Raw genomic sequence first — 21,999 nt, 5'->3', positions numbered from 1 at the left:
CGGTGTATTCCGAGCCGGTGTATTCCGAGCCGGTGTATTCCGAGCCGGTGTATTCCGAGCCGGTGTATTCCGAGCCGGTGTATTCCGAGCCGGTGACACCGCCCGCGTCGCCGTACGCGTCGGACGGCTATGCCGACCTGTCCGGGCAGCCCCGGGGCACCATCCTATGACCACCGGATACGAGCCGGAGCATCGCACGGTCGACAACGACGGATCCGTCGGGCATCTCCTCGGCCAGGTCGCCGGTGACCTCTCCAAGCTGTTCCGCCAGGAGGTCGCACTGGCCAAGGCGGAACTGAAGGAAGAGGCCGCCAAGGCGGGCAAGGCCGGCGGAATGCTCGCCGGTGCCGGCTTCGCCGGCTACATGGTGACGGTCCTGCTGACCCTCGCGCTGGTCTTCGCCCTCGGCGCGGTCATCCCGCTGGGATGGGCGGCACTCATCGTGGCTGTCCTGTGGGGAGTCGTCGGTGGAGTGCTCTACGTCGTCGGTCGCAAACGCATGAAAGACGTCGATCCGGTGCCGCGGCAGACGGTCGAAACACTGAGAGAGGAAGCCCAATGGGTTCGCGGCCAGACGAGTTGAGAACCGAGATCGAGCAGACGCGCGGGGAACTCGCCTACGACGTCGACCGGCTCGCCGACCACACCGTGCCCAGCCGCGTGGTCGGGCGCAAGTGGGAAGGCGCCAAGGGACGGGCCCGGTCCCTCGCCGACAAGGTGATGGGCGCGAAGGATTCGGCCCTCGACAGCGTCTCCCACGCCGGTGACACGATGCAGGAGACCGCGTCGCAGGCCGGCGACAAGGCGCAGGAGACGGCGCATCAGGTGGCCGGAACCGTGCGTGGCACGCCCGACATGGTGGCCCGCCGGACCCGCGGCAACCCGCTCGCCGTCGGCGTCATCGCTTTCGGCATCGGACTGTTGACGGCGGCGCTGCTGCCGGAGACCGAGCCGGAGAAGCGCGCCGGTGCCGCCGTCGCCGACCGCTCGGAGGGTCTGGTCGACCAGGCGAAGGACGCGGCGCGTGACATCGCCGGCGACCTCCAGGAGACGGCGAAGGACGCCGCCGGACAGGTCAAGCAGACCGTCCAGCAGGCGGCCGGCAACACCGCCGAACAGGCCAGGGAGTCCGGCCGCACCACCGTGCAGGAGACCCGCCAGTCGGTCAGCTGACCCCGACCGGCTTGGTGCGTGGGCCCGGTGGACGACACGTCCACCGGGCCCGTGCCTCGACAACTGAAGGAGCAATCGTGTCGACCGACGCCATCGTCCTACTCAAGAACGACCACAAAGAGATCCGCCGGCTGTTCAAGGAATTCAACGACGCCGGAGACGGCGCCACCGCCCGCAAGGGCAGGATCGTCAAGCAGATCATCGAGGCCCTGACGGTGCACACGTACATCGAGAACGAGTGCATGTACCCGGAGGTCCGCAAGCTCCTCCCCGACCTCGAGGACGACGTGCTCGAATCGTACGAGGAACACCACGTCGCCGACGTGCTCTGCGCCGAGCTCCACACCATGAACGCTGGCGACGAGCGGTTCACCGCCAAGACGACCGTGCTCATCGAGAACGTGACGCACCACATCGAGGAGGAGGAGCAGGAGTGGTTCCCCAAGGTCCGGGAAGGCCTCGGGCGCAAGCAGCTGCAGGAGATCGGCGCGCGCATGAACGACATGCGCAGGAAGGCGCCGCGCAAGCCGACGCAGCCGTCGGCGCTGAAGAAGGCCGTCGACGCGGTCGTCGCCTGACCGGACCGGAATGACCGGATCGGGGTGGACGCGGCGGGTGGTGGCGGCCTTCGGGCGGGCCCGTCGCCGGTTCGGCCGGCTCGACCATCTGGCCCGGGCCGTGGTCCGCTACGACCGGGCCGACGGCGGCCGGTTGGCCGCCGCGGTCACCTACTATTCGTTCTTCGCCGCGTTCTCGCTGGCCCTGTTGGGCTTCGCGGTGCTCGGCTTCGTTCTGGACGATCCCGCCGCGCTGCGTGCGGTGCAGGGCTACCTGTCGGAGAACCTGCCCGGTCTCGACGCCCGGGCGCTACGGGAGGCCCGCGGCACCGCCGGGCTGGTCGCCTTCGTCGTGCTGCCGGTCGCCGGCCTGTTCTGGGTCGACTCGCTGCGCTCCTCGATCCGGGCGATCTGGCGGCTGCCGCAGTACCCGGGCAACTTCTTCCTCCGGCAACTCATCGATCTCGCCGTCCTGGCCGGGCTCGGGTTGCTGCTGGCCGCCTCGCTCGCCGCGGCGACGGGCACCGGGACCCTGCTGAACCTGTTGCTGTTCGACACGGCCGACGCGGCCGGACCGCCGGGCCGGTGGCTGCTCCGATCGGCCGGGTACGTGCTCGGCGTCGGGGTCAACGTCCTGCTGGCCATCGCCGCCCTCACCGCGCTGCCGCGGCTGAAGATGCGGCTTCGGCGGGTCCTCGGACCGGCGCTGTTCGTCGCCGCTGGACTCGAGGTGCTCAAGACCCTCGGCCGCGTCTACGTGCACCGCACCCAGGCCAACCCGGCCTACCATCTCGTCACCGGCGCGGTCGCGGTGCTGGTGTTCCTCAGCGTGCTCAACCAGCTTGTCCTGTTCGCCGCCGCGCTCGCCGCCACCAGCACCCGCGGGCCCGTCACCGATCTGGCCGTGCCTGCGGCCACCCCCGCGCCGCCGGCGGCCGTCCACCAGCGGGTGATCCACCGCCGCGGCCCGGTCGCCCCGCGACGCGGGGCCCGCCCACCCCGCCGGCGCCGGTAGCCGGCTCAGCGGGCCGCGTGCTCGGCGCGGGCCGGTGCGCCCACCTCGTGCAGGTATTGCAGGGCCTGCCGGTAGGACGTGACGAGGCTGGTCTCCTCGTAGGCGACGCCGAGTTCGGCGCAGTACGCCCGGACGATCGGCTGTGCCTTGCGCAGGTTGGGCGTCGGCATGCCGGGGAACAGGTGGTGCTCGATCTGGTAGTTCAGGCCGCCGAGCGCCGCGTCGGTGAGCCAGCCACCGCGGACGTTGCGGGAGGTGATCACCTGCTTGCGCAGGAAGTCCTCGTCGCCGGTCGGGTGCGGCATGCCCTTGTGGTTGGGGGCGAACGTCATGCCCAGGTAGACACCGAACAAAGCCTGGTGCACCAGCAGGAACGCGACCGCCTGCAGCGGGGAGAGGACGACCAGCAGCGCGGAGAGGTAGGCGACGCCGTGCGCGATCAGGAGCGTGCTCTCCAGCCGGGGGCGCTTGACCGTGCCGTTGCGCAGGGCCTTGACGCTGGACACCTTCAGGTCGACGGCGAGCAGGGTGAGCAGCGGGAAGAACAGCGCGGCCTGGTGGCGGGTGATGAAACCCTTGAGCCCCCGGCGGCCGAGGGCCGACTCGGTGGCCCAGATGAGCACCTCGGGTGCGACGTCGGGGTCGAGGTCGTCGTGGTTGGGGTTGTTGTGGTGACGGGTGTGCTTGTCCATCCACCAGCCGTAGCTCATCCCGACACCGAGGTTGCCCGCGATGAGGCCAGCGACGTCGCCGGGGCGTTTGGTACGGAAAACCTGACGGTGGGCGAGATCGTGCCCGATGAGACCGACCTGGGTGAACGTGACGGCGAGGAACACGGCCGTCACCAGCTGCCACCAGGACGAGCCGATGAGGAAGAACGCGGTCCACCCGCCGACCAGCATCAGCGTGACGACGCTCAGCCGCACCAGGTAGTAGGCGGGCCGGCGCCGCATCAGTCCCTCGCCGGTGATCCGGCGCGACAGCACGGCGAAGTCGCTGCCCGTCTTGGTCCGCGATGGCACGGTGATCGTCATGTCTCCATCGAACCGCCTGCGGGGCGACTCGTCAGGAGCGCTACGACCTGCGACCCGGTGGTGCTGGCACCACCATGGAAACGCGCGCCGCGAGGCAGGATGTGACCTGTGGACATGGCGGGGAGCGGCGTACGGCTGGGCCGGTGGGCGCGGCGCGGACTGCGCGGCGCGCTGAGCGGCCTGGCCGCGATGGGGTTGGCGTTCACCAACCTGCCGCTGCTGGTCGTGTCGATCGTCGCCCTCGCCCTGGCACCGGTGCCGTTCCTCGGCCTGGCGCTGGTGCCGTGGACGATGACGCTGGTCCGCAAGCGCACCGACCTGGAGCGCCGGCGTGCCTCCCGGACCGGCGTCCTGGTGACCCGTCCGTACCACCCGCCCCCGGAACGGGCCGTGGCCGGCGCCTGGCCCCACTTCCGGTGGACGGTGACCGACCCGGCCACCTGGCGCGACCTCGCGTGGCTCGGGCCGGGCGCGCTGGTCGGGTTCGGACTCGGAGCGGTCGGGGTGCTGGTGCCCCTCTACGGGGTCGTGGGTCTGACGCTCACGCCGTTGTGGATCTGGCTCGCCACCGGCTGGTACGGCTACGGCGCCACCTTCGCCATCGACACCTGGCCCGGCGTCCTGCTCTGCCTGCCGGAGGGCGCCGCCGTCCTCGCCGGCGGCCTGTGGCTGGCTCCGTGGCTGCGCCGCGTCGACGCCTACTTCGCCCGGCTCTTCCTCGCGCCGACCAGGGCCGCCGAACTCCGGCTGCGGGTCACGCACCTGACGGTCACGCGCGCCGACACCGTCGACGCCCAGGCGGCCGAGCTGCGGCGCATCGAACGCGACCTGCACGACGGCGTCCAGGCCCGCCTCGCCTCGCTGAGCATGACGATCGGCCTGGCCGACAAGCTCATCGACCGCAACCCGGCCCAGGCCCACAAGCTTCTGGACGAGGCCCGCGAGTCCAGCCACACCGCGCTGGTCGAGTTGCGGCACCTCATCCGCGGCATCCACCCGCCGGTGCTCGCCGAACGCGGACTCGGCGGCGCGGTCCGCGCGCTGGCGCTGAGCCTGCCGGTGCCGATCACCATCGACGTCGACCTTCCCGGCCGGCCCGACACGCCCGTCGAGTCCGCGGCGTACTTCGCCGTCGCCGAGACCCTGACCAACATGATCCGGCACAGCCGCGCCCACACCGGATCGGTCTCCATCCGGCACGCGGACGGTGCCCTTAGGATGGTCGTCACCGACGACGGCGGCGGTGGCGCCGACCCGGCCGCCGGCACCGGCCTGGGCGGCATCGAGCGCCGCCTCGCCGCGTTCGACGGCACGATCGCGCTGTCGAGCCCTCCCGGGGGACCCACCGTCATCACCATGGAGGTGCCGTGCGCGTTGTCATTGCCGAGGACCATGCCCTCCTCCGGTACGGACTGACCCGGCTGCTCGACGCGTTCGAGTTCGACGTCGTCGCCGCCGTCGACAACGGCCCGGAGCTGCTGCCGGCCCTGATCACCCACAAGCCCGAGGTGGCGATCATCGACGTCCGCCTCCCGCCGACGTTCACCGACGAGGGCCTGCAGGCCGCGATCGCGGCCCGGACCGAGATTCCCGGCCTGCCGGTCCTCATGCTCTCCCAGCACGTCGAGCCGCTCTACGCCCGCGAACTGCTCGCCACCCCGAACGGCGGGGTGGGCTACCTGCTCAAGGACCGCGTGTCCAACGTCGACGACTTCGTCGACGCCGTCCGCCGGGTCGCCGCCGGCGGCACCGCGATGGACCCCGAGGTGATCACGCAGCTCTTCGCCCGCCGGGAACCGCTGGCGGTGCTCACCGCCCGGGAACGTGAGGTGCTCGGCGAGATCGCTCAGGGCCGGTCCAACGCCGCCGTCGCGGCCAAGCTCGGCATCACCGAGAAGGCGGTGAGCAAGCACATCAACAACATCCTCACCAAGCTGCACATGCCGCCCTCCGACGACGACAACCGCCGCGTCCTCGCCGTTCTGGCCTACCTCAACGCCTGACTAGGCTGGACGGGTGTACGAGATCGCGTTGAGCGTGGCGGCGTGTCTGCGGGCGGGTACCCGCGTCGACGTCGCGTGGGTGGTGGAGGCGACCGGGTTGGGTGCCCGCGACCTGGGCGAGGCACTCGCGATCACGCCGGGCGGGGGCCGGGTCGGTTCGGTGCTCGGCGGTTCGCTCAACGACCAGCTCGCCGACCTGTCGTCGCAGGGGATCACCGGCCGGGTCGTCGATCTGCGGGTCGGTGACGTCGACGCCCAGTTGGCGGGACTGGCCTGCGGGGGCGACGCGCGGTGCGTGCTCGTGCCGGCCGACATGCTGGCGGGGGACCTGTGGGACCGGCTGCGTCGCCGGGAACCGGTGGGGATCCGGGTCAGCCTCGACGGTGACCGGATCGTCGGTACGGAGAGGGTCGACGCGGCTGCGGACAAGACTCGGCGGGTGAGCGGCTCGCTGGTGGAACCGGACACGGTGACGAGTGTGTTCTGGCCGGTTCCGCGGCTGCTGATCGTCGGCGGCGGCCCGGTCGCGGAGGCGTTGCGGGCCGCGGCCGACCTGCTCGGCTGGCGCATCGACGTCGCGTCCGACGCGCGCGCCGCGACCGGCGCGATCGCGGCCCTGGCCGCCCTGGACAAGGTCGTGGTGGTCAGCCACGACGTGGAGCTCGCCGGGGCGGCACTCGAAGCGGCGCTCGCCGGCGAGGTGGGCTACATCGGTGCGTTGGGCTCCCGCCGCACCCAGCAGACCCGGGCCGACTGGCTCGCGCACCGGGGCGTCACCGACCTGGACCGTGTGCACGGGCCGGCGGGGCTCGACATCGGTGCCACCACTCCCCCGGAGATCGCCGTCTCGATCCTGGCCGAGGCGATGAAGGTCGCGCGGGCGACGAGTTAAGTGAAGGCTTAATCTGCGGTCGCGCCAGTCGCCACCAGAACCTACTGTCGAGGAAACGCGCGGAGAGGACGGTGTGCCATGGCTGATGAGGCGGTCGAGGCGCTACGCACGGTATGGGCCGCCGGCGGGCAGCGGTCCGCGGACCTCGACGAGGCGTGCGCGCCGCAGAAGACCTGCCGCAACATGAAGGACGTCAGCTTCGACGGCATGGCCGAGCCGGGTACCGACCTGTCCGCCGCCTGGCGGGAACGGCTACGGCGGGAAGGCAAGCTCAGCACGTCGGGCGGCAGCATCCGGGACCTGGTGCTGGGCCGCACCGATCCGCGCTGACGGGATGGAGAGCGTCGCATCGCTGGCCGCGCAGCTGCGGTCGCACGGCTACCTGGCCGACCGTGGGTTGTCGACCGCCCTGTTCGTGGCGGTGTCGCTGGGCCGCCCGATCCTGATCGAGGGCGAGGTCGGCGTCGGCAAGACCGAGGTCGCGAAGGCGCTCGCGGCGGTGTTCGGCCGTCGCCTGATCCGGCTCCAGTGCTACGAGGGCATCGACGCCAACCAGGCGCTCTACGAATGGGACTACGCCCGCCAGATGCTGCAGATCCGGGCCCTGTCGGAGCACCAGCTCGCGAACGACGACGCGGTCGACACGTTGTTCGGCCCGAAGTTCCTGCTCGAACGGCCGCTGCTCGCGGCGATCCGCGCCGGCGACCGGGCGGTGCTGCTCATCGACGAGATCGACCGGGCCGACGACGAGTTCGAGGCGTTCCTGCTCGAGGTGCTGGCCGACTTCCAGATCACGGTCCCCGAGATCGGCACCATCACGGCCGAATCACCGCCGCTGGTGGTTCTGACGTCCAACCGCACCCGCGAGCTGCACGACGCGCTGAAGCGACGCTGCCTCTACCACTGGGTGGGTTACCCGAACCCCGACCGGGAGGTCGAGATCGTGCTGGTGCGTGAGCCGGCCGCCGCGGAGACGCTCACCCGCACGGTGGTCGCCGCGGTCAACCGGCTGCGCGGTCTCGACCTGGCCAAGCCGCCGGGCGTGGCGGAGACCATCGACTGGGTCCGGACGCTCGGCGTGCTCGGCGCCACCGAACTCGACGTCCAGACGCTCGACGACACGCTGGGCGCGGTCGTGAAGGAGCGCGACGACCTGGAACTGGTCCGCGCCAACCTCGATCGGATCGCGGGTGCATAACCCCGACAACCCGCTCGTCGGCATCCTGGTCGCCTTCACCGGAGAACTGCGCGGCGCGGCCCTGGCGGTCGGATCGGGCGACGTCGTCACCTACTGCGCGGCAATGGCGCGGCTCGACCCGACCGACCTCCTCGACCTGTACTGGGCCGGCCGGGCCACCCTGGTCACGCGCCGCGACCAGATTCCCGTGTACGACCGGGTGTTCCGGCGGTTCTTCCTCGACGGCGCCGACGACCTCCCCGAGCCGCTGCGGCTGACGGTCCGGTCGGCGGCCGAGACCGCGTCGGTGCTGCAGGTGCCCGCGACCGAGCCCGGCACCGACAGCGGCGACGAGCAACCGGCCCGCCTCGGCCTCGTCGGCTCCGACGCCGAGGTCCTGCGGAACAAGTCGTTCGCGGCCTGCACGCCGGAGGAGCTCAGGTCCGTCCAGAAGATCATCGCAACGATCCGCCTGGCGCCGCCGCGCCGGCGGACCCGGCGCACCATGGCTGCCCGGCGCGGCCGGACGCCCGATCCACGCCGGACCGCCCGCGCGGCGATGCGCGCCTACGGCGACCCCTCGACGCTGCACTGGCGGCGCCGGAAGAACCGCCTGCGACCGCTGATCCTCATCGTCGACGTCTCCGGCTCGATGGCCGACTACTCCCGCAACCTGCTGCAGTTCGCCTACTCGGCGACCCGGGCCAGCGCGCGGGTCGAGGCGTTCTGCTTCGGCACGCGGCTGACCCGCGTCACCCGGGCGCTGGAGCGGCGCCGGGTCGACGACGCGATGGACCGGGCCGCGCGGGCGGTCTTCGACTGGGAGGGCGGCACCCGGATCGGCGACTCGTTGGACACGTTCGTCCGCCACTGGGGACGGCGCGGGGTGTGTCGCGGCGGAATCGTGGTGATCTGCTCCGACGGGCTCGACCGGGGCGACCCGCAGGTGCTGGAGACCGCGCTGGAGCGGCTGAGCCGGCTGTGCCACCGTCTGGTGTGGATGAACCCGCACAAGGGCACGAACCGCGACTTCCGGCCGAACAGCCTGGGCATGATGGTCGCGGCGCCGTACATCGACGTGCTGATGTCGGGGCACAGCCTGCAGAGCCTGGAAGAGTTCGCGCAACTGCTACCGGAGCTGTCGTGAAGTGGAGCGTGTCGATCGTCGCCGAGGGCGATCGGGAGGTCAGCCACGAGGAGGTGCTCGCGTTGGCCGACGCCGTCGCGGGTTCCGGCGGGATCGCCTCCGGCATCGGCAGCATGCACTACGGCGCGCAGGTGGTCGTCGAGGCCGACGACCGTTCGTCCGCCGTGCGTCTCGGTACCGAGACGTTCGTCGGCGCGGTGCGCGAGGCCGGGCTGCCGGCGTGGCCGATCACCACCACCGAGGCCATCAGCGAGGACGACGATCTCGCGTGATCAGGCTGGGATCGCTGGCCGGGTACCCGTTCGAGGGACCCCGGACGCTCGGCGGGTGGACGCCACCGGCCCGCCCGGCGGTGTACGCGGTCATGTACAAGCCCGACCCGGCCCGCGAAACCTACGCGGTCATCTACGTCGGCCACTCCGACGACCTGTCGGCCGAAGGCTTCCCGTTCAACCATCCGGCCGCGCCATGCTGGGTGAAGCGGGCCGGCGGCCGCTGGGGTGTCTACATCTGCACCTACGACGTGCCCGGCGGCCTGCGGTCACACCGCGAGCAGATCGCCGGGGAACTGGCCGCCATCTACCGCCCGACCTGCAACGAGCAGCAGTACGACCGGTCCTGGAAGGACGAGTGGATCGGCGGGTACACCGCACCGACCACCGGCCCGCTGACGACCAGCCGCGAACCCGGCGAACCTCAGAACCGGTAGCGGGGTCAGCGGAGCACGTCAGTCGTCCAGTTGCGCTCGTCGAGACCGAGGATGGTGATCCGGCTGCGCAGGCCATCCACCCCACCGATGGCGTCGAGTGCCGGGGGCCGGGACCGACCCCGGTGAGCGGACGACCGCCGCCACACTGTCCCCGACCGGTCCGGCTGACCGCGCCGCCGGCACCTGGGGCGGAACCGCGGCCGGGTGGCGGCGGTCGACATCCGCGCCGTGGCGCACCTCGTGCTGGCGGCGCGGGCGGCCCGCGCGACGCTCGCCGCCAACGCTCGGTCGCTGTCGCGAGACAACCTCGCCCACGCCATGCGCGAGGACGGGCACGGCGTCTCCAACGAACGCGCCTCACTCCTACTAAAGATCCTCAAGGCGGAACAGGATGCGATCACACTCGGCTCGGTGCCCGTCCAGGGCCCCGGCAAAGTCGTTAGATGATGCCGAGTAGGGCCAGGGGTCGGTTGGCGTTGCGGGCGTGGTGGCGGGTGGCGGCGGCGATGTTGGTGACACCGGCCAGTCGTAGGGCGCCGATGGCGGCGTTGCGGAGGGTGGCCATGACTTGGGGACCGGTGCCGGTGCGGATCTGGGAGCGGTCTTCGTCGTAAGTGACGTCGCGGACCCAGTGGGTCTTGTTTTCGATTCCCCAGTGTCCGCGGCGTAGGTCTCGGCGCGCAGGTAGTTCTGGTCGACGTGGCTGATGACCGGGGTGTAGCCGACGTTGAGGGCGTGTGCGGTCAATGCCGCGGCGATCGTGATGTGCAGGTCGGCCAGGCGCGGTTCGCCGCCGGAGACCGCGGTGAACGCGGCGACGAACCCGGGTCGAGTTCGCACTCCTCGAGGCTGGTCAAGGCGGGCAGGTGGACGACCACAGCGGGGAGAGGCTGGCGACCGCCGCCTCCACCGCCGTGCGGGTCGCGTACATCAAGCTGGACCGCGCCGGGCTGGATGTCGGTCGCGACCACCCGGTAGCCGGCCGCCCGGGCGGCCGGAACGACTGCCGATCCCAGCATTCCCGCTGCGCCGGTGATCAGGATCGTCGGTCCGCGGTCGCGCATCGAGGACTACCTCCAGCACAGTGGCTGTCTCGGCCGGTGCCGGAGTGGGCCGGATCTGGAATCGCCGTGTGCTTGCCCAGATCGAGGCCGTCCGGGTCGCGGCGGGGTACCGGAACCGCGGGCTCGGGGCCGCGATGATGCGGTGGGCGGTCGACCAAGCGCGCAGCCGGGGCTGCGCGCTCGTCCAGTTGACGTCGGATCGGGCCCGGGAGGACGCGCACCGCTTCTACGAACGGCTGGGCTTCGTCGCGTCCCATGAGGGCTTCGAGCTGGAGCTGTAGAAGCGGCCGTGCCGCCGGTCCGGGGCTGACGTCGCGCGAGAGCGCCGCGAGAGTGGCACGGCAGCGTCGGCACATACCGTCGGATCTGACCCGTTGGTGTGCGAAGGGGGACGAGTGAACGCTCCGAAGATGATGAGCAGGCTGGCAGTGGCGGTCGTAGTGGCGGGCCTTGCGGCGGCGGCGCCGGCCGGCAACGCATCGGCGGCTACCGCCGGGCGCGGTGTTGCCGTTGAATCAGCTACCGGTGGGGGCATCGGGGTGCTCGAGGCTCCGGTGGGAAAGCAGTGTGGCGCCTACCGCGACAGCCCGATGGACTACGCGCACCTCCGCTACTGGCACTGCGGTCCGACCCAGATCCGGATCGAGGTCGACAAGCGGAAGGGGCCCAACTACACCACGTGCGTGGGTCCCTGGCAGGACGTGTTCGTCGACTACTACATCTTCGCTGACAACGCGTGGTACGTGGGGTTGTGCTGATTGCTCAGTGACCGTTCCCGAGCCCGTGAGCACCGACGCCTGCATGGTGGCGGCGCTCTCGGGGCGTAGGAGTAGCCGGTTTGGAAGATCTTGGTATGTCCGACCTTTGTTGATCGCTCGACCCTCACCTACCAATCAGGAGCGACATGCGCCGCGCTTTCCAGCGGGTACCAGTCATCGTCGGACTCGCATTAGTGGGCCTGCTTCCCATCGGGGTGACAGCAAATGCCAGTGCGACAGTCGACGCCGCCGCGACCGCCACGGTGAGTTCGCCTCCGGTCGGGAGCCAGGCGTGCTGTTACAGCGGCGGCTACTCCAGCTACGACTCGTGTATCTCGAGCCGGTCCAACTTCGCTCGTTATTACCGCGTCGGCCCCTGCAAGCAGTCCTTCATTGACGGAACGTGGGGGTTCACATTCGGGCCGAAATAACCAGCGTGCCGCCGGCACGGGTGCCCGTCCGATCCAGCCCACAAGAGCAAGAGTTAGGCCCGCCGTCGGTCAATACTGCCGAATACGGCCGTCCGGTAGTTTCGGCCCTATCACTGACCCAAGTCGCCAGTTTTCGTTCGATCTCCAACCGCGTTCGCGGCCGGAATCCGTCAACTTGTACTGGATGACAGTGTTTGCGCATGCTATATCGATAAGATGGCGGCGCCCCTCCTGATCACGGAGATCAAGGCCGAGATCATCGTCGCGAAGTCCAATGTCGCTCCGCGTCAAGAATTGGCGCACCTGCGACTGCAAAAGCATTTCATCCGTTGAGAACGCCGTCAGTTTCGTCGCCAATGGCGGTGCCGAGTCATCGGAATCTGATAGCTCGGCGGCTCCGACCGTCTTTCGCGGCGGCAACACCGGCACGTTGCCGATCGGGGGCGCGACATACAATGGCTGATCAGTAATATACCGCAACAGTCCCTCGACGCCCCGAGCAGTTAGCTGCTTGATCTGATAGTTCGTAGAGGCGTCGCCACCAAGCCAGGTGGGGATATCGCTAGTCGATCCATCAGGCAGGATAACGGGTAGAAATTTCTTCCGGCCAGATTTCAAGTTCGCGTACATCTCATTGCGGATGAGCATTGCCTCGAATTGCACACCCCGCCCCTCGTCCGGAGCGGCCCGGTCCTCCGCCCGGCGTCGATACTCGGGGGACGCGACTATCAGGACGTAGGTCGCAGACCGCGATTGGTTGACCATCCAGAGCGGCCAGTCCTGCGGCTCGTCAGCAACGTATGCGTCCAGATGCACCTCGATGCCCGGGCGTACTCCACGACGTCTGCGGTCCCGCCGTAGCCACGCGCCGGTTTCCCATCCCAGACGGCGATCAGGTGATCCGCCTTGTCGATCATCAGGCGGCTCGCGTCCATGTGAGCCTCGGAAGTTGATTCGCGGTGGTCGCAGCGATAGACCTCGCTGGAGCGGCCGAGCAGCGTGTCGTACGCCGGTTTGTCTTCGTCGGGGATGCCGTCGCGGTACAGCTCGGCGGGCACGATGGCTTCGATGGACCCGCCACGGTTCAGGACGGCGAGCGCGAAGATCTGGTCCGCGCCGTCGGCGAGGCAGGACAGGCCCACCAGATCGGGACCCGTGGCGGCGAGCCGGTCGAGTTCCGCGTCGACTCCAGCAGACACCAGGGCCGCGACCTCGGCCGTCAGTTGACGATGGCCGGATACCGCTACTCGCGTCAAAGTTCCTCCCGATAGGTTCCGTAGAGACGTTCATCGAGTTCCGCCACGGCGCGGCCCGGTTGGGTGCCCAGCGTGTTTCGGAATTCCGCGACGGCGCGGGTCACGCGTTCCGAGTCGTAGGAGCGGCCGACGTCGAATGCCTCAACCGCGACCTTGCACGCTTCGTCGAGATTTCCATCGCTGGCGAGGACGCCGGCCCGCATGACGTCCACGACTGCCCGTGGTTTCGGCGCCTGCTGCGGATCGTGCGCGATCTGGAGGGCCTTCTCCGCGAGCTTCGGCCGGCCGAGCTTGGCCGCGACCTGTGCACGGAATCCGGCGAGCTTCCGCTCGTCGAATCGGAAGATCCACGGCCACACCGGTTCGTCGTTCGATGCCCGGGCGAGCCGCGCCTCGGCATGATCCAGCTTCGTCAGGGCGTTGCGGTCCCTGGTCTGCGCCAGGGCGAGAGACTCGATCGCGTCGATCCAGATCCCCGCGATGGCCGGCGCGGACCGCGGTAGCCGGCGCCGCGCGTCCACGACAAGACGGACGCTCTCGGTCGCGTCGCCGCAGTTCGCGGCGAACTGGCTCAGGCTTGCCTGCATGTACGCCGGCAGGAGCGGATGGCCCGACCGCTCGGCCATCCGAACGGCGAGCTGGTAGTGACGACGGGCGTTGGCCCGGTCCTCGACGTCGACGTAGAGCCACGCGGCGAGTCCCGCCGTCTCGCTGAGAACGGCGAACAGGCGGCGGGTGTGTGCTGGGGAGTGTTCGTCGCGGGTGGCGACCTGGCGCACGAGGGCGAGGTGAGCGCACACCGGCGCGATGAGGCTGCGCGAGGGTAAGCGCTGTTCAAGCCGACGATAGGTGGCGGACGGGATCGTCAACAGCCGTTCCTGATCGTGCGACTCGGTCGGGACGTCGCCCTCGACCGTGCCGATCAACGCGAGCCCCGAGGCACCGGTCGTGCCCGCGAGGAACTGGCGGCGGTTCGTGTCGTCCTCCTGGTCATCGAGCAAGCCCGCGAGTGAGCTTGGGATACCCAAGCCGGCGCACAGCGCACGCACGGTATGGATCGCGATGTCGGCCAGGGGCTGACCGTCACGTCTCCGCTAACCCGCAACACCCGTCGCTCGTGGCGGCCGTCGCGCCCGACAGGGCGCGCATGAGAGTGCCAATGTATCGGGCTCGTTGTTTCGGCCAGTGGGGCCACATGCGGCCAGTGCTACACCCGTGCACGGGCCAGCACACCCCGCTAACAGGTTCGCTAACCCAACCGATAACCGTCGATCCCAGAGAGGAGGCGAGCCGCGTATGCGCGCGACTTCAGCGAGATCCGCAACAGTCCACAGTGGAGGAGAATGGCCACAAGCCAGCATCCGCACACTCCGCGCCGTCGCCCACGAGTAGGCGACCAGTCGATCGACCCGGCGACACCGCCGGACGATGACCTCCCCGCCCAACCCGCACGAGGACACACCCGGCCATCCGGACGCCCGGGGGACGTTACCGATGGCCCGCTACCTGACCGACCCGGCGGGCTCCGACCCTGGCGCAAGCGATGACAGGCATCGCCCGGCTGACCTACGCGATTCTCGACGGCACCCTCATCCGCACCGATCGGCTCGGCGAGACGAGGCCGGAACCGATCAGGGGCGGTAGCCGACCGCGTCGTGCAGGCGGGAGCGGCGACGCCCGGAGGCCGGGACCGCCGGCGGGCGCTCGGCCGGCTGCGACGGGCGTGGCGTCACGCCGGCGACGATCCCCTCGGCCATGCCGTACAGGAGCGGCAGCGCGCCGGCGATGACCCCGCCGGTGCGGTTGATGTGCTCGACGTCCGGCTCGATCACCTCGGCGTGCCCGACCACGGTCTGCACGATCGAGGCGCACTCCTCGAGGTGGGTGGCGACCCGCTGCAACTGGCTGCCGACGATGTAGAGGTAGATCGCGAGGCCCGCGATCAACGCGGCGATGACGAGCACCGACAGGACGACCATCGCGTCACGACCTCACTTTGTCGAGGACCCGGCCCAGGAACAGGTGGTGCTCCAGGCCTTCGGCGAGCACGGCGTCGACCCGCGTGGCGGTCTCGCCGATCAGCGCCGTTTCGGAAGTGTTGGCCGCGGCGGCCTTGAGGGTGTCGCGCACGACCACCACCCGCCGCTCGATCCGCCGGACCAGGAGCACCAGGACGGTCAGCAGCGCGGCGACCGCGAGGACGACCACGAACCCGCCGATGATCGCGCCCCACCACAAGTCACGGGAATCCATCCTCAGCCTCCCAGCCGGGTCCGGCCGCGGTTCAATCCCGCGGTGATCACCTCGGCGTGCTCGATCGTCGTGGTCAACTGGGTGAGCGCGGCGGTGTTGCGGACCGACTCCGTCAGCGACTCGTTGATCGTCGCGGCCTGGTCGCCGATCGACTTTGCCAGCAACAGGATCGGCACCACCAGCGCGACCACCACCAGCACGACGGCGATCGCGATCACGTACCCCACGGCCCAACCGGTCGTCATTTCATCGCTCCAAAAACCTCAGATCGATTCGCAGAAGTCGCGCACGGGCTTCAGGTTCGCGTTGACCGACGGCACCACGGACGGCACCGTGCTCGTCTTCTCGGCGACGACCGCCACCCCGCCGATCACGGCGCCGAGCGTCTGCCGGACCGCCCGCAGGTGGAAGATGACCCGCAGCAGCCCGAGAGCCGCGGCAAAGATGATCAGTGCGGTGATGATCAGTGTGACCACGGCCGCTGCTGGCATGGCGGTTACTCCTTTCCTGAAGGGAGAAGCTTCGCGACGGAGCCGGCGTAGCGCACCGCGCCGGTGGCGACGTCGCGGATCGTCGCGTCCGTCGTCGCCAGCAGGGCCGGGACGTTGTCGAGCTCGCCGGCCAGCGCGACGCCGCCGGCGAGAATGTCGTCGCTCGCCGCCCGGATCCGCTCCAGGGCCGCGAGCACCCGGTTGAGCAATGCGACGAGCACGGGTACCACCACTAGCAACAGCACCGCGTTGCCGATCCACCACCAGGTCATGGCCGCACCTCGCTCCGCGAGCTGCGGCCTCGGAGCCGATCCGCAAGCGGCTCGGCTCCGCTGAGCCGATAAATGACCTCACTTCGTTCGGTCATGAACGGGCTTCCCTTCGGTAGGGCAGGAAGAACCGGGCGAACACGCGCATCAGCGCCATCCGCGCCGCGCGCAGGCCGATCGCGAAGCCGCTGGCGCTGTGGGCCGCGCCGATCTGGTCGGGTGACAGGCCGCGCTCGGCCGCGTCGATGCGCGCCTGCATGCTGGTGGCGAAGTCGCGCATCAGCACGGCGGTGACGTCGGAGATCATGCCGCGGCCGTACTGCGCGGCGGCGCCGGACACCTCCAGGTCCTGGGAGACGTCGACCCGGGTTCCGCCGCGCACCGGAGCGAGCGTCGCGGTGGCCAGCATGGCGGCCCGACCGCGGCCCTTCTCCTCCTGCCCGGCGGCGTCGACCACGATGCGCTTGGCCTGGTCGTCGCGCTCCTTGATCTGCGCGGTGCCGGTGAAGTTGAGCTTGACCGGACCCATCCGCACGGCGACCCGGCCGTTGTACTTGTCGTCGCCGAGGTCTTCGGTCAGTTCGGCACCGGGCAGGCACTTGGCCACCTGCGGGATGTCGCCGAGGAACGCCCACACCTTGTCGACGGGTTGGGCCACCTCGAAGCTGCTCTTGATCAGCATCCGGCTCTACCCTCCGAGACGAGCGGAAAAGGCGTCGCGACAACCGACGCAGCAGAAGTAGTCGGTGACGCCGTCATGTTCCAGCGGATGGCTCGAGGCGTCGGCGCGCACGGTCATTCCGCATACCGGGTCGATCGCGTCGGCCGGCTCGGCCTTCGTGGTCTCTTCTGAAGGTGGCGGCGTGAGCGCGCCCGCCGCCCGCAACTGCACCAACTGCGCGAGGACCGCGACGGCGATCTCGCGATGGGTCGTGTGCCCGAGGTCCAGCCCGACCGGCACCTGCACCCGGTCGAGCAGGTTGCGCGGCACGCCGCGATCGGCCAGGTACCCGAGCACCGCCTCGCCGCGCCGCCGGGAGGCGACCAGACCCACGAAGGCCGGGAACGCCTGGACGGCCTGCTCGACCGCCTCCTCGTCACCGTGGCCCTGGGTGGCCACGATCACGATCGAGCGGGTGTCGAGGTCGGCCGGGGAGAGGTCCGGCCCGTCGCGGACGTCGACCCGCCAGCCGAGCGCACGGGCCAGATCGGCCAGAGTGTGGACCATCGGTGAGCGCCCGACGATGGTCAGGTGCGGCGACGGGACCACGGGCTCGACGTAGACGTGCATGGCGCCCTCGCTCTGGCAGGAGATCGCGACCGCCACCATCCCGTCCGGTACGACGTCGTCGAGCTGGTCGGCCCGGCCGAGCAGCAGCAGCTTCGCCGTGCCCTCGGCGATCACGCGCCTGGCCTCACGGATCACCACCGGCTCGGCGCAGGCGCCGCCGATCCAGCCGTGGAGTTGGCCCGACGCGGTGATCAGCGCCCGCGAGCCGGACTGCCCGGACGACGGTCCCTGCCGCCACACCACCGTCGCGAGCGCGAACTCCTCGCCGCGGGCCGACAGCTGCTCGGCCAGATGCAGGATCTCGAAATCAGGCATCGTCGTCGGTCCTTACGGGCGGCGCGCCGGACACGTCGTGCCGCTTGGTGAGCGCCTCGTAGACGCGATCGGGCAGCAGCGGCATGTCGATGTTGCGCACGCCGGTGTCCCTGATCGCGTCCAGCACCGCGTTGACGAACGCCGCCGGCCCGCCGACGGTCGCGCACTCGCCGACGCCCTTGGCGCCGATCGGGTGGTGCGGCGACGGCGTGACGACCTCGTGCAGTTCGTATCCGGGCGTCTCCCAGGCGGTCGGCAGCATGTAGTCCATGTAGTTGGAGCCCACGCAGTTGCCCTGGGCGTCGAAGGTGATGAACTGGTTGCTGGCCATGGCGTACGCCTCGGTGAGCCCGCCCATGATCTGTCCCTCGACGATCATCGGGTTGATCCGCACGCCGCAGTCGTCGACGGCGACCATCCGCAGCACGTCCCACACGCCGGTCTGCGGATCGACCTCGACCGTGGCGATGTAGCAGCCGAACGGCCAGGTGAGGTTGGGCGGGTCGTAGTAGGACACGTTCTCCAGGCCGGGCTCCATGCCGTCGGGCATGTTGCTGTAGGCCGCCATCGCACATTCCTGGATGGTGACGCCGTGAGCCGGCGCGCTACGCACGTAGAAGCGGCCGAGTTCCCACTCGATGTCCTCTTCGGACACTTCGAGCAGGTGCGCGGCGAGCTTGCGGGCCTTCGCGCGGACCTTGCGCGACACCATCGCGACCGCGGCGCCGGCGACCGGCGTGCTCCGGGACGCGTAGGTGCCCATGCCGAACGGCGCGGTGTCGGTGTCGCCCTCCTCGACCGTGATGTCGTCGGCGGGTATGCCGAGTTCGTGGGCGACGATCTGCGCCCACGTCGTCTCGTGGCCCTGACCCTGGCTCTTGGCGCCGGTGCGCAGGATCGCCTTGCCCGTCATGTGCACGCGCAGTTCGGCGGAGTCGAACATCTTGATGCCGAGGATGTCGTACTCGCGGCTGTTACCGGCGCCGAGCGGCTCGGTCATCGTGGAGATGCCGATGCCGAGCAGGCGTCCGCGCTTCTTCGCCTCCGCCTTCTCCGTGAGGAAGTCCGCGTACCCGATGGCTTCCAGGCCGACGTCGAGGCACTTGTTGTACTGGCCCGAATCGGTCAGGAACCCGAACGGGGTGCGGTGCGGGAAGTCGTCGTCGCGCACGAAGTTGCGGCGGCGGAACTCGGCCTGGTCCATCCCGAGGTCGTCGGCGGCGGCCTGCACCATGCGTTCCTGGAAGTACATCGCCTCGGTGACGCGGAACGAGCACCGGTACGCGACTCCCCCAGGCGCCTTGTTGGTGTAGACGCCGCGGGCGGTGAGGTGCGCGGTGGGGACGTCGTAGCAGGCGAACGTCGAGTGCATCAGCCCGATCTTGAACTTGCTCGGCTGCGCGTCGGCGAAGAACGCCCCGTGGTCGGAGTCGGTGTGCATCCGCACCGCGAGGATCTTGCCGTCCTTGCGCAGCGCCAGCTCGCCGTGCAGGTAGACGTCGCGTCCGAAGCCGGTCGAGATCAGGTTCCCGGACTTGTCCTCGATCCACTTCACCGGGCGCTCGAGCAGGATCGAGGCGAGGATCGACATGACGTAGCCCGGGTACACCGGCACCTTGTTGCCGAAGCCGCCGCCGAGGTCCGGCGAGATGATGCGGATCATGTGCTCCGGCAGTTCGGCGACCAGTGCCACCGCGGCGCGGATGATGTGCGGCGCCTGCGTGGTCATGTAGACGGTCAGTTTCGACGTGGACCGGTCGAAGTCGGCGATCGAGCCGCAGCACTCCAGTGGCGACGGGTGCGAGCGCGGGTAGTGCAGGTCGAGCTTCGACACCAGGTCGGCCTTGGCGAACGCGTCGTCGGTGCCCTGCCGGTCGCCCACCTCCCAGGTGAAGGCGACGTTGTCGGGCTGGTTCTCCTTGTCGTCACGGATCACCGGCGCGCCGTCGGCGAGCGCCTGGGTCGGGTTGACGATCACCGGCAGCGGCTCGTACTCGACGACGATCGCCTCGCACGCGTCCTTGGCGATGTACGGGTCGTCGGCGATGACGCAGGCGACCTCCTGGCCCTGGAAGCGCACCTTGTCGGTGGCGAGCACCGCCTGCGTGTCGTAGGACAGCGTCGGCATCCAGGCCAGGTTGCGGGCGGCCATCATCTCGCCGGTGAGCACCAGCCGAACCCCGGGGATCGTCCAGGCCTTACTGGTGTCGATCGAGGTGATCCGGGCGTGCGCCACCGGGCTGCGCAGGATCTCCATGTGCAGCATGCCGGGCAGCACGATGTCGTCGACGTAGCGGCCCTTGCCGCGGATGAACCGGTTGTCCTCGACCCGCTTGCGACTCGCGCCGAGCCCACCGATCTTGATCTCGTCCTTCGCCTGGGTCACGACTCGCCCCGCATCTTCTTCGCCGCCCACAGCACCGACTTGACGATGTTCTGGTAGCCGGTGCAGCGGCACAGGTTGCCCGACAACGCCCACCGCACCTCGTCCTCGGTGGGGTCGGGGTTCTCGTCGAGCAGCGCCTTGGCGGCGAGCATCATGCCGGGGGTGCAGAACCCGCACTGCAGGCCGTGCTCGTCCTTGAACCCCTCCTGGATCGGGTGCAGCTCGCTGGTCCCGGCCAGACCCTCCACCGTGGTCACCTCGTGGCCGTCGGCCTGGACCGCGAGCATCGTGCAGCTCTTGATCGGACGTCCGTCGAACAGCACGGTGCACGCGCCGCAGTTGGTGGTGTCGCAGCCGGTGTGCGTGCCGGTGAGCCGCAACCCCTGGCGCAGCAGGTGGGCCAGCAGCAGCCGCGGTTCGACGTTGGCGACCCGCCGCTCGCCGTTGACGCTGATGGCGACCCGACGCACCGGTACGTCGGCGGCCGGCTCGTCCCGGATCTCTTCGAACAAACCGGTCATGCTGTCTTCTCCAAGGAGTCGCTGACGTTGGTCAGGATGCGTTCGACGAACGTGCGGACGACGTGGCGCTTGTACTCCGCGCTCCCCCGGTGGTCGGTCTTCGGCCGGGCGGCCTGCGCGGCGAGGTCGGCGGCGGTACCGATGCGGTCGGCGGTCAGTTCCTGCCCCACGAGGGCCTGCGCCGCGTCGGCGGCGTCGATGGTGGACCCGCCCACGCCCGTCAACGCGATGCCCGCGCGGGTGACGAGGGCGCCCGACAGCTCGACCGCGACGGCGACGCCCGCCGTCGCGAAGTCACCGACGCGCCGCTCCAGCTTCAGGTACCCGCCGGCCGGCGTGCCCTTCGGTGCCGGGATGACCGCCTCGACGGCGATCTCGTCGTAGCCGAGCGTGTTCTGGAACGGGCCGGTGACGAAGTCCGCCAGCGCGATCGTGCGCCGGCCGGCCGGGCCCTGCGCCACGACGTGGCCGCCGAGCGCGGTGACGACCGAGGCCCAGTCGCCCTGCGGGTCGGCGTGGCACAGCGAGCCGACGAGCGTGCCCCGGGTACGCACGATGGGATCGGCGACGAGCGGCGCCGCCGCGGCCATCGTCGGCTGTTTGGCCGCGAGAACGCCCGAACGCTCCAGGTCGGCGTGCCGGCACAGGGCACCGACCCGGATCGTCCCGTCGGGGTCGACCCGGTGGTAGTCGAGGCCGGGCAGGTTGTTGATGTCGACCAGCAGCTCCGGTGCCGCGAAGCGGAGCTTGAGCAACGGGACCAGGCTCTGGCCGCCGGCGAGCACCTTCGCCTCACCGTCGCCGTCGCGCAACAGCGAGATCGCCTCGTCGATCGACCGGGGTGCCTCGTAGCGGAACCGGGAGGGGTACACGGGCTCCCTCAGCCTTCGTCGGAGTTGGCGGCCGGGTCCGGGATCGCCACCGGCATCGACTCCGCCTCGGGGTCGGGCCGCGGCTCCTGGTGCGGCGGCCATGGTCCCTGCACCGGCTGGGCGGCCACCTTCAGGTACTCGACCAGCTGGGGAAAGGCCCAGACCGTCGGGCTCGTTCCGGTCTTCGGAGCGTTCTCGATGAGTTCATACAGCCGCGGGTTGCCCCGTGGTCCGCTCGGCTCGTCCGACATGGCGGCCATCGTGCGCCCGGTGAAACGAACTCGCAATCGTTCATTAAGGAAATGCTTATGTTACCTGTGGCCGCGCCCGGAATCATCCGAATCAACAGGCCGCTTAGGTTAGGTTGACAAGGGGAAACGGCCCG

The 21,999-nt window shown here is 69.9% G+C and carries 31 protein-coding genes and 1 pseudogene; 15 read left to right on the top strand and 17 right to left on the bottom strand.

The window, feature by feature from the left end:
* Nucleotides 1–166: 166 nt before the first annotated feature.
* From Vau01_RS22595 to Vau01_RS22580, 4 genes are all read left to right on the top strand, one after another.
* A complete protein-coding gene (locus Vau01_RS22595; RefSeq protein WP_203996043.1) occupies nt 167–583 on the top strand; it encodes a phage holin family protein in 417 nt (138 codons plus the stop codon).
* A complete protein-coding gene (locus tag Vau01_RS22590; RefSeq protein WP_203996041.1) occupies nt 559–1,173 on the top strand; it encodes a DUF3618 domain-containing protein in 615 nt (204 codons plus the stop codon). The genes Vau01_RS22595 and Vau01_RS22590 overlap by 25 nt, the downstream gene beginning before the upstream one ends.
* A 77-nt stretch (nt 1,174–1,250) precedes the next feature.
* Nucleotides 1,251–1,751, top strand: a complete 501-nt coding sequence (locus Vau01_RS22585; RefSeq protein WP_203996040.1) for a hemerythrin domain-containing protein — start codon at nt 1,251–1,253, stop codon at nt 1,749–1,751.
* Nucleotides 1,752–1,761: 10 nt separating this feature from the next.
* Nucleotides 1,762–2,745, top strand: a complete 984-nt coding sequence (locus tag Vau01_RS22580; RefSeq protein ID WP_203996039.1) for a YihY/virulence factor BrkB family protein — start codon at nt 1,762–1,764, stop codon at nt 2,743–2,745.
* A 5-nt stretch (nt 2,746–2,750) separates the two neighbouring features.
* Here the strand turns inward: Vau01_RS22580 and Vau01_RS22575 are convergent, their stop codons facing one another.
* Nucleotides 2,751–3,779, bottom strand: coding sequence for a fatty acid desaturase family protein (locus Vau01_RS22575; protein ID WP_203996038.1), 1,029 nt, complete (start codon nt 3,777–3,779; stop codon nt 2,751–2,753).
* Nucleotides 3,780–3,893: 114 nt separating this feature from the next.
* Here Vau01_RS22575 and Vau01_RS22570 point away from each other — a divergent pair, with 114 nt between their 5' ends.
* The 9 genes from Vau01_RS22570 to Vau01_RS22530 all read left to right on the top strand — a co-directional run bounded on the left by Vau01_RS22570 (nt 3,894) and on the right by Vau01_RS22530 (nt 10,154).
* Nucleotides 3,894–5,195 (top strand): sensor histidine kinase, encoded by a 1,302-nt coding sequence (locus tag Vau01_RS22570; protein ID WP_203996076.1) that lies wholly within the window; start codon nt 3,894–3,896, stop codon nt 5,193–5,195.
* Complete coding sequence (locus Vau01_RS22565) at nt 5,147–5,782, top strand: response regulator transcription factor (protein ID WP_203996037.1); 636 nt, start codon at nt 5,147–5,149, stop codon at nt 5,780–5,782. The genes Vau01_RS22570 and Vau01_RS22565 overlap by 49 nt, the downstream gene beginning before the upstream one ends.
* Before the next feature lie 13 nt (nt 5,783–5,795).
* Nucleotides 5,796–6,674: an XdhC family protein gene (locus Vau01_RS22560; RefSeq protein WP_203996036.1), complete on the top strand. Its 879-nt coding sequence runs from the start codon at nt 5,796–5,798 to the stop codon at nt 6,672–6,674.
* A gap of 78 nt (nt 6,675–6,752) precedes the next feature.
* Entirely contained in the window at nt 6,753–7,004 is a 252-nt protein-coding gene (locus Vau01_RS22555; RefSeq protein ID WP_203996035.1) for a hypothetical protein, read from the top strand.
* A gap of 4 nt (nt 7,005–7,008) precedes the next feature.
* The gene (locus Vau01_RS22550) at nt 7,009–7,872 is read left to right on the top strand and encodes an AAA family ATPase (RefSeq protein ID WP_203996033.1); all 864 of its coding nucleotides are present in this window, start codon (nt 7,009–7,011) and stop codon (nt 7,870–7,872) included.
* The gene (locus tag Vau01_RS22545) at nt 7,865–8,998 is read left to right on the top strand and encodes a vWA domain-containing protein (RefSeq protein ID WP_203996032.1); all 1,134 of its coding nucleotides are present in this window, start codon (nt 7,865–7,867) and stop codon (nt 8,996–8,998) included. The genes Vau01_RS22550 and Vau01_RS22545 overlap by 8 nt, the downstream gene beginning before the upstream one ends.
* A complete protein-coding gene (locus tag Vau01_RS22540; RefSeq protein ID WP_203996025.1) occupies nt 8,995–9,270 on the top strand; it encodes a hypothetical protein in 276 nt (91 codons plus the stop codon). The genes Vau01_RS22545 and Vau01_RS22540 overlap by 4 nt, the downstream gene beginning before the upstream one ends.
* Nucleotides 9,267–9,707 carry a hypothetical protein gene (locus Vau01_RS22535; protein WP_203996023.1) on the top strand — a complete coding sequence of 147 codons (441 nt, stop codon included), beginning with the start codon at nt 9,267–9,269 and terminating at the stop codon, nt 9,705–9,707. The genes Vau01_RS22540 and Vau01_RS22535 overlap by 4 nt, the downstream gene beginning before the upstream one ends.
* A gap of 204 nt (nt 9,708–9,911) precedes the next feature.
* Nucleotides 9,912–10,154 (top strand): hypothetical protein, encoded by a 243-nt coding sequence (locus tag Vau01_RS22530; protein ID WP_203996022.1) that lies wholly within the window; start codon nt 9,912–9,914, stop codon nt 10,152–10,154.
* Here the strand turns inward: Vau01_RS22530 and Vau01_RS65690 are convergent.
* Together Vau01_RS65690 and Vau01_RS22520 are read right to left on the bottom strand one after the other, a co-directional pair.
* Nucleotides 10,147–10,371 (bottom strand): annotated as a pseudogene (locus Vau01_RS65690) (ISAs1 family transposase); the annotation flags it as partial. The gene Vau01_RS22530 and the pseudogene Vau01_RS65690 overlap by 8 nt on opposite strands.
* A gap of 79 nt (nt 10,372–10,450) precedes the next feature.
* Nucleotides 10,451–10,771: a sugar nucleotide-binding protein gene (locus Vau01_RS22520; protein WP_203996021.1), complete on the bottom strand. Its 321-nt coding sequence runs from the start codon at nt 10,769–10,771 to the stop codon at nt 10,451–10,453.
* Nucleotides 10,772–10,791: 20 nt separating this feature from the next.
* Between Vau01_RS22520 and Vau01_RS22515 the strand changes: the two genes are divergently transcribed.
* Together Vau01_RS22515 and Vau01_RS22510 are read left to right on the top strand one after the other, a co-directional pair.
* The gene (locus tag Vau01_RS22515; RefSeq protein WP_203996018.1) at nt 10,792–11,052 is read left to right on the top strand and encodes a GNAT family N-acetyltransferase; all 261 of its coding nucleotides are present in this window, start codon (nt 10,792–10,794) and stop codon (nt 11,050–11,052) included.
* 273 nt (nt 11,053–11,325) lie between these two features.
* A complete protein-coding gene (locus Vau01_RS22510; RefSeq protein WP_203996017.1) occupies nt 11,326–11,529 on the top strand; it encodes a DUF6355 family natural product biosynthesis protein in 204 nt (67 codons plus the stop codon).
* Nucleotides 11,530–12,029: 500 nt separating this feature from the next.
* Here Vau01_RS22510 and Vau01_RS22505 read toward each other — a convergent pair whose 3' ends face one another.
* The 14 genes from Vau01_RS22505 to Vau01_RS22440 form a co-directional block, all read right to left on the bottom strand.
* Nucleotides 12,030–12,623, bottom strand: a complete 594-nt coding sequence (locus Vau01_RS22505) for a hypothetical protein (RefSeq protein ID WP_308440477.1) — start codon at nt 12,621–12,623, stop codon at nt 12,030–12,032.
* A gap of 65 nt (nt 12,624–12,688) precedes the next feature.
* Complete coding sequence (locus tag Vau01_RS22500) at nt 12,689–13,216, bottom strand: hypothetical protein (protein ID WP_203996015.1); 528 nt, start codon at nt 13,214–13,216, stop codon at nt 12,689–12,691.
* Nucleotides 13,213–14,289, bottom strand: coding sequence for an NsdA family TPR-like regulatory protein (locus Vau01_RS63470; protein ID WP_506019025.1), 1,077 nt, complete (start codon nt 14,287–14,289; stop codon nt 13,213–13,215). Before Vau01_RS63470 ends, Vau01_RS22500 begins: the two co-directional genes overlap by 4 nt.
* Nucleotides 14,290–14,847: 558 nt before the next feature.
* Nucleotides 14,848–15,195 carry a hypothetical protein gene (locus Vau01_RS22490; RefSeq protein WP_203996014.1) on the bottom strand — a complete coding sequence of 116 codons (348 nt, stop codon included), beginning with the start codon at nt 15,193–15,195 and terminating at the stop codon, nt 14,848–14,850.
* 4 nt (nt 15,196–15,199) lie between these two features.
* Entirely contained in the window at nt 15,200–15,469 is a 270-nt protein-coding gene (locus Vau01_RS22485) for a hypothetical protein (protein ID WP_203996013.1), read from the bottom strand.
* A gap of 2 nt (nt 15,470–15,471) precedes the next feature.
* Nucleotides 15,472–15,714 carry a hypothetical protein gene (locus Vau01_RS22480; RefSeq protein WP_203996012.1) on the bottom strand — a complete coding sequence of 81 codons (243 nt, stop codon included), beginning with the start codon at nt 15,712–15,714 and terminating at the stop codon, nt 15,472–15,474.
* An 18-nt stretch (nt 15,715–15,732) separates the two neighbouring features.
* Entirely contained in the window at nt 15,733–15,960 is a 228-nt protein-coding gene (locus Vau01_RS22475) for a hypothetical protein (RefSeq protein WP_203996010.1), read from the bottom strand.
* A 5-nt stretch (nt 15,961–15,965) separates the two neighbouring features.
* Nucleotides 15,966–16,232, bottom strand: coding sequence for a hypothetical protein (locus tag Vau01_RS22470; RefSeq protein ID WP_203996008.1), 267 nt, complete (start codon nt 16,230–16,232; stop codon nt 15,966–15,968).
* 91 nt (nt 16,233–16,323) lie between these two features.
* Nucleotides 16,324–16,911 (bottom strand): SRPBCC family protein, encoded by a 588-nt coding sequence (locus Vau01_RS22465; RefSeq protein ID WP_203996006.1) that lies wholly within the window; start codon nt 16,909–16,911, stop codon nt 16,324–16,326.
* A 6-nt stretch (nt 16,912–16,917) separates the two neighbouring features.
* A complete protein-coding gene (locus tag Vau01_RS22460) occupies nt 16,918–17,835 on the bottom strand; it encodes an XdhC family protein (protein ID WP_203996004.1) in 918 nt (305 codons plus the stop codon).
* On the bottom strand, nt 17,828–20,221 hold the full coding sequence (locus Vau01_RS22455; RefSeq protein WP_203996001.1) for an aerobic carbon-monoxide dehydrogenase large subunit: 2,394 nt from the start codon (nt 20,219–20,221) through the stop codon (nt 17,828–17,830). Before Vau01_RS22455 ends, Vau01_RS22460 begins: the two co-directional genes overlap by 8 nt.
* A complete protein-coding gene (locus tag Vau01_RS22450; RefSeq protein ID WP_203995999.1) occupies nt 20,218–20,742 on the bottom strand; it encodes a (2Fe-2S)-binding protein in 525 nt (174 codons plus the stop codon). The genes Vau01_RS22455 and Vau01_RS22450 overlap by 4 nt, the downstream gene beginning before the upstream one ends.
* On the bottom strand, nt 20,739–21,614 hold the full coding sequence (locus tag Vau01_RS22445; RefSeq protein WP_203995997.1) for an FAD binding domain-containing protein: 876 nt from the start codon (nt 21,612–21,614) through the stop codon (nt 20,739–20,741). Before Vau01_RS22445 ends, Vau01_RS22450 begins: the two co-directional genes overlap by 4 nt.
* 8 nt (nt 21,615–21,622) lie before the next feature.
* The gene (locus Vau01_RS22440; RefSeq protein WP_203995995.1) at nt 21,623–21,865 is read right to left on the bottom strand and encodes a hypothetical protein; all 243 of its coding nucleotides are present in this window, start codon (nt 21,863–21,865) and stop codon (nt 21,623–21,625) included.
* Nucleotides 21,866–21,999: the final 134 nt, after the last annotated feature.

The sequence above is a fragment of the Virgisporangium aurantiacum genome, from assembly GCF_016863635.1.
Classification (GTDB): Bacteria; Actinomycetota; Actinomycetes; order Mycobacteriales; family Micromonosporaceae; genus Virgisporangium; species Virgisporangium aurantiacum.
The sequence above is the reverse complement of the archived record's forward strand: the minus strand, read 5'-3'. Positions and strand labels throughout refer to the sequence as shown.